The organism is Nostoc sp. DedSLP03 (assembly GCF_034530815.1).
In the GTDB taxonomy this organism is placed as follows: domain Bacteria; phylum Cyanobacteriota; class Cyanobacteriia; order Cyanobacteriales; family Nostocaceae; genus Nostoc.
Genome location: NZ_JAVRCK010000163.1, coordinates 1 through 9,397, shown reverse-complemented (window position 1 = coordinate 9,397; position 9,397 = coordinate 1). Strand labels below are relative to the sequence as shown.

Below are 9,397 nucleotides of genomic sequence, written 5' to 3'. Positions count from 1 at the left end.
TCTTCCTCCGTATTATCTCGTAGTCTTTTTCAGAAATCAAATATGATTCCTATATTATGGATAACTTTGCTACGGGTAGATATCAAATCTTGGATAATTTCATTTAGTGGGGGAAGGGAAATATCAGTTAATCCTTTGGCGCTTTGCTCAACAACACTATGGATTAAAAGTTTATTATAAAGTTCACGTTGTTCGCCAATGGAGAGTTTGCCATTGGATTTAATCTTTAAACGAAAATCAGCATTCTCCTGTTTTGCGATATCAGCCCATCGATGATTATCTTCTAGCTCTTGCCAGTATTGACCAAGCAGAGGATGAAGGGGTAAAGGAATGCTCTTGATGTCAGATTTGCTTAATTGATGTTGAAAAGTAGATATTTTTTTGATTGGTTTAGCTACTGCTGTATTAGCTGGCTCCAGATTGATATCTTGAGAGTTGCTAGCTAGGTCAAACGTAGAGTCCGGGGAAAGAAAATTTTGTTCAACCTGTGCTGCTGTGTAAGGAACAGAATTACTTTTTTGTTGCTTATTTTCTAAGTCTTGCCAAAGTTTAGCAATTTTCGGGTGAAGAGGCACTTCAATATCACGGGTAGCATGAGGATTGACAGTTGCTTCCTTAGCAGGTCGTTGAATATCCAACTTTTGAGCAAGTAATCTGAGTTTAGCTATGTCTTGTTCAGTAATAGCAAGAGTCTTAAGTTGATGTGTCATACCTGAATCTGTTCTGCTAAATTCAAAGCTGGCAGCAACTCTTGTAGCACCCGTATGTTCAGTTTTCAGAAGTTGCAGAGTAGATGTAGTATCAAGTTGACTTTTCTGGTAGAGAATACGGTAATTGCCCAACTCCAAATCATCACAACCAGTCCTTTTTAGAGTTTGAGTGAGGATTTGCAAGATTTCAGAAGTTTTAAAGCTCTCTAAAATTGTGTGCGTACCATTAAGGGAGAGTGAACCAAGGGTATTAGCAATCTTCCTGGGGTCTTCATCGACTGAAGGTAGTTGTTTGCCACTTTTGAGATAATCAGCAACTAACAAAAACTCCTGCCTTTCGATTGGAAACATATCTTTAGGTTGCTCAGACAGAGTGATAGCTCCCCATTTATCGGCATAAAATTGCATTAGTGCTAAGGTTTCGTCAGCGCGGCGATGAATACTGTAATTATTGCCGGATTTTATGATAGTAAAAGCATCAGCCTGATAAACTAAATTACCATCTTTTTCAACACCATAATTCTTCACAAGGGCATAAGCTACAGAAGCAATTTCCTTATTTTCTCTAGCTTCTAAACGCTTTCTGAAAAAATTCTGCTGGTATTGTTTAACCTGTTCTCTTCTTGCCCAAGAATCAAAGGAGTGAACCGATACCTCCTTTAAAGGTAGAGAAGCGTTTTGAGCAGGAGCAACTTCTTCTTTACTTTCATCGGCAAGTACTTCAGCATCTATTACTTGCCCTCCTATATTTTGAGATGAACTTTCTGGGGTTGTAATTAGGTCTGTTGGTTGTATGATTGACAACTTGGAACGAGTTTTTCCAAAAAGAGCAATTGTCTGTTCTTCTTCCACACTTTCTCTTGACGGATTTAGATTAACAGTGCCATCACCAAGTTGTTCATAAAGATGGATCTGTTCACCATTTTTCAGAAAGACTGTCAAGCGTAAATCGGGTGGCTGATTTTTCTCCCACCAATCATTCAGGGGGACAGATGCAATAAACGCTTGCCTAAAAGCTGACGCGCCCTGTGCAACAATCAAATCATCTACACCTTTTTCTGGGCCTGGTAATTTAACGATACTGACCTGAGCGCCAGCATCAGATAAAAGTTGACCAGTACGGTATGTAGCGATATCAATGTTGCGCTTAGTTTTATACCGAGTTTCATAGTCAAAGCAAATTTTGATGTCCCTGTTTGGGGTAGCAAAAACTGCCAATTCATCATGTAATATAGGCACAATTTGATTCCCCAGCCCATCCTTACTACGATAGCCAGCATAAATCCCTGGTAATCCAATTGCTGCTTCACCTTGGCTCAATAGGCTAGCGGCCTTCTTGGCTCCTTCGGCGAGTGTGACTGGAACATTATGTTTCCACACACAGTACCAAAACCCCGATTTGCGATCGCTAATACTTGGTTCAACTCCAGCTTTAGAATAAATTTGTTGAGCGATATCTTGGGGAACATCCAACAGGAAGATGCTTAATTCAACTTGAGGGGGATGTTCGTATTTGATAAACTTGCCTCTGTTATCGGCTTTTTCTCTCGGATTATTAGGTTTGTAGCATCCCCATATTTTTTGATCGGGTTTATCTCCCGGCTCGTTTGCTGAAAAAGAACGAGGATCTACACCAGCATTACACCACCAGCCCCCATCCTCAAGGTGAGAATATTTGTTGAGCATTCCAGTAGATAGTCGTCCGGTATTAATACGTTCTAAATTCTTGCTGTACATGAGATATTCCCATGCTTCATGCTCAAGTTCTATTGGGTCTAAGTGTAAGCTCTTAAAATTAAGCTCGACAATTTCTGGAGCGATCGCACTTTCCTCGACTAATTCTTGCCAGTGGTTTGGATCTATGCGTGAAGAAGAGGTAGGGGGCAGGGAGCTTTTTGCTGGCGTTGCACTTAGAGAATGCCCTAAGTGCAGATTTGGCGATGAAACAAGGTTATTGTCCAGAAATTGTTCTGTTGAACCGTTCTCTTTCTCTAAGTGCAACTCTACTCCTCCTACCGCCTCCTCTGCAACGCCAGCCCAAATTGTTGAGTCAGCCTCTTGAACGATTGGTATAACTACTAGTTCAACGGGTGTAGCAGAATTGGGCAAAAATGGAGGTGTACCAGACGGCGGTAAAATCGGAGGTGAATCACTGGGGGATAATTTAGGAGGTGTATTAGGAGCAGGCAAAAGTGGATCTGTATTATCCGGTGGTAAAAGTGGAAATTCATCATCAGATGGTAAAAGCGGAGTTAATAATTCTGTTAATAATTTTTCAAATTCTTCAAACTCTGCTTGAATAGATTCCTCGGTTTGCGGGTCAAATTTCTGCCATTTCCAACCACCATTTTCATCAGGAGTCATGACATAAGTCTCTTGACCAATTGACAATTTCAATCTCTTATTTATTTCATCATCTATTGCTAACCCTATCGAGTCCAATACAAATTTTAGATAAGGAGCTATCACTGCTCTGGCAAAGTATTCACTGCTTTTGGCATAAGCAGAACTCAATTGTAAATGTCGTTCATCAAACATAAGACTATTAACTGTTAATTTTGGAGTTTGCAAACGTTATACCGATATTTGTATGCCAACTCTTGGCGATGAGTTCAGTTTTCCTTGATCCCATTGAGATAAAGATTTTTGCACAATCTGAGAACAGCATCTTTGGAGGATTTCATATTGTTTCCAATCAGCTCCCAAGCAGGCTAAATCAATAAGTTTACCTGTTGGAGTAACGCGATTAAAGATAATATGCAGATGAAGAGAATCAGGTGTAATTTCCCAAAAGCTAATAGACTGTAAATCATCCCAACCAATACCATGAACATATTGATTTAAAATTTGTTGGCAAGATTCTTCTGTCAGAGGCTGATGAATATTTTTTAAAGTAATTATGGTATAAATGCCAACTTTTTTAAGTTTTGGCCTTCGATAAGAGAGAGCTTGAAAACTGGCAATGATTTCGGAAGTCTCAGCATGAATATCTAAAAAGCTGACTGAGCAAGTCTTTCGATTCCATGCTATTTCTTCAAGGATACTAAAACTCTCAATAGCAAATTCTTCAATAATCATTCGCATAAGGAAAAGTTCTCAATGAAAGGGAAATAGGGAATAAGGAACTTTTAACAGGGGTAATGGAAACGAGGATTTATACCCATCTACAATTCACTACTGGCTGTTTTAAATAAAAACATTTGATTCAACATCAATCAATGAACTAACCTCAGACATATCCAAAGGCAAAGAGTTATTAGAAACTTCTGGAGTATTTTGAGATAAAGGGAAACGATTGTTAATATTAGCAATTCGCATATCTAAGTCTTGCTGAGTTGGAAATTTTTGAGTACTTTTCCGAGCTAAAAGACTGACAATGTTAGCCCATCGCTGCTGGTTATATTCTTCAATATCTCGAATAGCTTGAGGTATTTTGAGAGATTTTAGCAAAGGAACCGACCCCTCATTTTTATTAGAATAAGCAGGGTTAATGAAGACACATTTACCTGGAGGCAACTTCAAAAACTGGGCTGACTCAAAGAGTTTTTTAGTTTTTTCCTGCTCACTAGTAGTAGTGTTTGCTTTTCCCCCGCCTGTAGAACGGCTTTTATGCTTGTACTTGATTTCCTCATCGCCCAAGAAACTGGAGAATAATTGTGCAGACTCATTTTCACCAGGATTAAAAACAAACTTAGTCCCGCAAGCCCCAAGAATAGTCTTAGCAACTTCCTTTCCATAATTTTTCTCAAGCTGCCCCATATTCTGCCAGCCCAGGATACCGCAGAACCCCTCAGAGCGTGATTCGTTCAGCCATTTGAATAAGTCTGGTAAGTAAAGAGAAGGCAGCTCATCGAGTGCAACTATAAGAGGATCAAGACGCTTTTTAGCAATGTTCCGAGCAATTGTCATGTGTAAAATGCTGGTGAGCAAAGGGCTAACTGCGTCCCGACGTTCTCTGTCTAGTCCGAAGATAATCATCTGTTTACCTTTGATTGATAAGGGAAGAGTAGTCTTACCAATGAAACAACCAATAGTATTTTTGGCCATGAAGCGAGTGAACATTATGCTAGCGGTAGATACAATGCCAGCAACAGTTTTTTCACTTGCGGCGGAACTGAACAACTGACCAAAGGCAATTTTAATCCAAGGATTGAGATTAGCTGCCATCAATCTTTGCACCATAAGTTCCGAAGAAAGTATGGCAGCACTGGTCATAACATCAGCGCATTCGCCAAACTCTTTAGTCAACATCAAGATAGCTTGTGTCAACTGATCCCCTGCTGGAGCAAAGAAACCATCTTCACTACTGTTACTAAGGATGCGAAAATTTTTATTAATTACAGTAGCGATTTGCCTAGCTGTTTCAGCATCACTACTATCTCGTAAAAAGTCCAATGGATTACAAACTTCCGATTCCGGGAATCCTGGGGCGAAAATGTGAACATCATAGCCCTGACCCTTAGCGTAAGCAGCTATTTTGGCTTGGGAGGGATACTTAAAATCATAAGCAATTATCGGAAATCCTTGGTCAATGGCAGAGTAAATTGCGGGGTTAATAGCACTGAAAGTTTTACCACTACCGGGAGCGCCAATTGCCGCCGTCCCTCGTTGAACATCAGGAATATAAAAAGTAGTGCCAGCGCCACTTTCTTGTTTAGCACCCTTGCATTTATGCTTACCTATGTAAAGTGCAGCACTATCACATTTGGGTGAATTTATTTGTTGTAGCGCCTTTTTCTTGGCAGCAGCAGTTTCTTTAGTACCTCCCCAGTAACTAGTCGCAATCTTCTTTTTATTACTGCCATCGCCAAAAAATACTCTCATTAAAATGTAAGCAGCCAACATACTTATAATTGCTAATCCACTTGGCTTAAATAAATGATGAGTGTACTTACCAATGTCGCTATGTGGATTTTGTAACTGTTCAAAATGAAATGGTTGGTTGTTTGTAGAAGTAGTCAAATTATTGCTCATCACGCAAAAATTCAGGAATAAGAATAGCTAATCAGGAACAGTAGAGGGACTACCAAAAATAATTGGGTCTTTTTCGTGATAATTGATAAACGGAACTGGCCCAATAAAGTAGGGAGTACAAGTCCGACCAACAAAAGGAATAGTCTTGCAGAAACGGAAAAACATAGCAGTGTTAACGGAACCGCTTGATTCATCTATATCCCAAACAACTTGTTTAAATGATTTACCAAAGGGATGACGACCTGTTGGCTCAAGACCACCATTAGCTACAGCTAAAATTCCATAGCCACCTTTTACTTTTTGGACTTTACCCGAAATCCATTGCGCTCCAGTGGTCTGACCAAGACCTGAAGCTTCAAAGTGGACGCAATTATGGGACTTGCAAGGGACATTAAAACCCTCTTGATAACTGCCAGAAATGCTGCGAATCCGGTTAGCTTCTATATCTCCCAATGGCAAATCTACTTGACCAACGAAAGAAAGATCCGGCTCTGGCACATTAGGAAAATTATTCCAAGATAAATCCTTCAATCCGGGGATGTCTGAAATTAGAGTATCTTGCCAATTAGCAAATTCATCAAATGATGAGTTTTCAATCCCCGGAATCGATGTCAGCTTGTATTTAGACAAATCAATTTCATTGCCGAGAGTGATATTATCTAAATTGTAATAATTAGCAACGTTACCAATTCTTTGATTAGTACTGATACCCATTTGGCGAAAAAAGTCGGCTATGGGTGCTACACTACTGGCTGATTGATTAGCTAAATCAGGTATAGCCTTGACTAAATCGCTAAGGGTTTGAGTTTTGATTATTCCAAAATCATCAAGCTTTAAACTATCTAAATCAATAGCTAATGCCTGAGATATCGTCGAAAGGGTAAGCTTTTCAATATTCAGATTGGCATCTTCAAAATCCCCAAGCTCCATAAAATCGCCAATACTTTGTCCAGCTTGCCAAGTTCTAGTCTGATTCCCTCTCACGGATGGGTAAGTCACATTACCAGATTCAGATACAATCATGTCTTGAAACTTCATTTTTGACCAGTCTGGAATCAAGCCATTCTTGCTACTAACAAATGGGACTTGTGCTGATGCTTTGGGCAGTATAAATCCAATTACCTGATTCATGATTCCATACTTACAAAAACTGTGAATAAACAATCCTCCTAGCAACCCAAACAATATTAAATAGCGAATCGTGTCAAAACTAATTTTGGGCGAACGCTTTGATGTTTTCATATTTGTCCAAGCTCAATTAATTTGTTAACTAATTTAAGTGAAACACCAGCTTGAAGAGCAGCAGCAGGCATTTGCTCTCCACCTTGAAAATGAGTCAAGAATTGCTCAATCCGATTGTGAAGTTCATCAGATGAAGAGAGCAAACCATTACTAATCGCTACTCTCATCCCCGCTCTGATTTGTTTTATGGTGTTGATAGTTTGTACTAAGGGCGATAATCTCGGTCGAGCTACTAGAGAAAATGGCTTGTCGTTAATAATTGACACTTGACTATATTCAGGACGGGAATTAGATGGGGTAACTTGAAAGTGGTAAACTTTGCGCGAGCCAGAAGCAGTTTGAGTAATCACTGTAAGCAAAGTTGCACTCGTTTGCGGCAGTCCTGGAACCGGAAGCTTTTTAATCCGGCGTAAGTGAAGTAATCCAGCACTACTGTTTTGACAGTTCTGGTCGATTCCCTCTAAACAACCATCAGTGTCAATCAGAACTTGCGAGGGATCGTCAATCCACACCCGCTTCACCATCTCATTGACTTCATAAAATGAAATTGATACGCCTGAGCCATTCCAGACCTTAATTTTTTGCAGCTTGGCAGTGCTGCCACTAACCTGAGATTGCTTTATAGTGCGGACTGTACTTTGAGCATAGGTTTTGACTGGAACTAGACACACTGCCAAAAAAGCAGCAACCCCAAGCTGGAGCGCTGTCATGAGTTTTAACTTCTTCATGGCAACTCCAGAGAACGATTCACCAAAAACGTAATCTTCGTCCCCTGTGGGATATACCAAACATCGGGACGAGCGATGATTTCTTGGTTAGAAGTTTCTGCACGACGAGCAATGATGTCACTAAGCTTGCCAAAAGCACCTTGTAAGAATGCCCCGCCAATATTGCGCTGGCTGTTTGAAGTCGTGCTAGAGCTAAATGTCCCTGTAGCAGAATTAATTACACTGCTACTGGAATCAGATTGATTCAGGATTGTTCCTACTTGGCCCAAACCACTGACTAATCCCACAGTCAAGTCAGAACCTCCCCCTTTCTTATCTTGGAACTGTTTAGCTAACAACGGTTTCCCGCCTTCTCCTAATACAGAAATTGCACCGCTACTAATTGGGTACTCAGTGTTATCTTTGATAATGCTCGTGACTTGCACACTTACATAAGAGCCACCATTAACCTGTAGGGGTTCAACGGCCAATAAAGTGCCTTTATGAATTGCCACATTTCCATAGTTGTCATGCAAATCAGCCGTTAATCTAGCAACATAGCGTTTACTATCATCTGGAGCCTGCTGTTGTTGGAAGCGAGTATTTTCGCTTTGCTGCTTGACCACTGGAGTCACTAAAACACCATTTGCGAATTCCCCAACGACTAAATAGCGAGTTTTACGCTGTTGCAGAATTTGGTTTTCTTGAGACAAGTAATTACCATCTGCTATTTGTTTATCAGATTTAGAATCGGCTAACCAACGAGGGCGAATTTTCTCAATTTCTGTGGATGTACTGTTAGAGAAGTTAGGGCGTGTTTGCTGTGTTGTATAAACACTATTGGGTGGCTGTACTTTAATTTGTGTTGTATTCGGTGTTTGAAAGGATGTCGCCTCTGTTGATATCTGCTGGTTATTTGAAGTAGGTATATAAGCGATTTTTCCGTAAGATCCTAAGCTGCGAAGTCGATTAAATTCAGCTATCACGTCTGTTGGCGTTTCTGTTTTCGGCGTAGCAGTCCTAACAGGATTACTAATTCTTGGCAATGTTTGATTACGAGGTGGTGATGAAATAGTCGGGTTAGTTCTACTCGGAACGTAATATCGTCTAGGGCTATAACTTTGTGTTTGTGCAACAGGTGTAGCTGTTGGTGTTGGTGGTGAAGCTGCAACACTCACAGGTTTATTATTAACTTTAACTTCCTGCTTACTCTGATTAATCTTATTTAATTCATCTTCTTGCTGATTCAGCGCTAACTTAGCGTAAACATCCCCATCTGTTTGCTCAACTTGTTCTTTATTTCCTGAAGACTTTGGTTCTTCAATAGTTTTAGTAGTATCGCGGTTATCAGGATTAAAAATTCCATTCAGCAGCCAAAATATAGCTAGGAAGGTCAATCCAAAAGGGAGTGCTATGACCAACAATCTTGACCAGGGAGAAGTAATTACTGTATGTTTAGTTGTGACTGATGGATTATCTAATTCTCGCTCTGACGTAATTTCCCTTGGGCTGGAATCTGAACTCATTGCTGAAGATTTTAAGTCATCATCTATTTGGAGAAAATCATCTACAGTTGATGAGCTATTAATGTGAGTATTTGTCATTGTCTGTTAGCCAAATTTAAATCGACGATTTGCGTAATTTCTAATCCAGCTTGCCTGACTTGATATATTTTCTTTGCCAGAGCAGTAGTATCATTAGGGATGTTTGGGACTTCCAGAAAATAAACTATTCCACTACCAGTAATGATAATCATTTTAAAGG

Annotated in this window: 6 protein-coding genes; all 6 read right to left on the bottom strand. The window is 40.0% G+C overall.

Going from position 1 to position 9,397, the window contains the following annotated elements:
- Positions 1-29: 29 nt before the first annotated feature.
- Positions 30-3,248, bottom strand: coding sequence for a DUF3854 domain-containing protein (locus RM368_RS37140; protein ID WP_322698695.1), 3,219 nt, complete (start codon positions 3,246-3,248; stop codon positions 30-32).
- A gap of 36 nt (positions 3,249-3,284) precedes the next feature.
- Positions 3,285-3,788, bottom strand: a complete 504-nt coding sequence (locus RM368_RS37135) for a relaxase/mobilization nuclease domain-containing protein (protein WP_322698694.1) — start codon at positions 3,786-3,788, stop codon at positions 3,285-3,287.
- Positions 3,789-3,896: 108 nt separating this feature from the next.
- Positions 3,897-5,684: a type IV secretory system conjugative DNA transfer family protein gene (locus RM368_RS37130; RefSeq protein WP_322698693.1), complete on the bottom strand. Its 1,788-nt coding sequence runs from the start codon at positions 5,682-5,684 to the stop codon at positions 3,897-3,899.
- A 27-nt stretch (positions 5,685-5,711) separates the two neighbouring features.
- Positions 5,712-6,926 (bottom strand): hypothetical protein, encoded by a 1,215-nt coding sequence (locus RM368_RS37125; RefSeq protein WP_322698692.1) that lies wholly within the window; start codon positions 6,924-6,926, stop codon positions 5,712-5,714.
- Entirely contained in the window at positions 6,923-7,654 is a 732-nt protein-coding gene (locus RM368_RS37120) for a hypothetical protein (protein WP_322698691.1), read from the bottom strand. Before RM368_RS37120 ends, RM368_RS37125 begins: the two co-directional genes overlap by 4 nt.
- Positions 7,651-9,237: a TrbI/VirB10 family protein gene (locus RM368_RS37115; protein WP_322698690.1), complete on the bottom strand. Its 1,587-nt coding sequence runs from the start codon at positions 9,235-9,237 to the stop codon at positions 7,651-7,653. Before RM368_RS37115 ends, RM368_RS37120 begins: the two co-directional genes overlap by 4 nt.
- Positions 9,238-9,397 lie beyond the last annotated feature (160 nt).

Excerpts from the sequence above, each read along its gene's own strand:
- RM368_RS37130 (WP_322698693.1), bottom strand. The coding sequence starts at position 5,684 with ATGAGCAATAATTTGACTACTTCTACAAACAACCAACCATTTCATTTT.
- RM368_RS37135 (WP_322698694.1), bottom strand. The coding sequence starts at position 3,788 with ATGATTATTGAAGAATTTGCTATTGAGAGTTTTAGTATCCTTGAAGAA.
- RM368_RS37125 (WP_322698692.1), bottom strand. The coding sequence starts at position 6,926 with ATGAAAACATCAAAGCGTTCGCCCAAAATTAGTTTTGACACGATTCGC.
- RM368_RS37120 (WP_322698691.1), bottom strand. The coding sequence starts at position 7,654 with ATGAAGAAGTTAAAACTCATGACAGCGCTCCAGCTTGGGGTTGCTGCT.
- RM368_RS37140 (WP_322698695.1), bottom strand. The coding sequence starts at position 3,248 with ATGTTTGATGAACGACATTTACAATTGAGTTCTGCTTATGCCAAAAGC.
- RM368_RS37115 (WP_322698690.1), bottom strand. The coding sequence starts at position 9,237 with ATGACAAATACTCACATTAATAGCTCATCAACTGTAGATGATTTTCTC.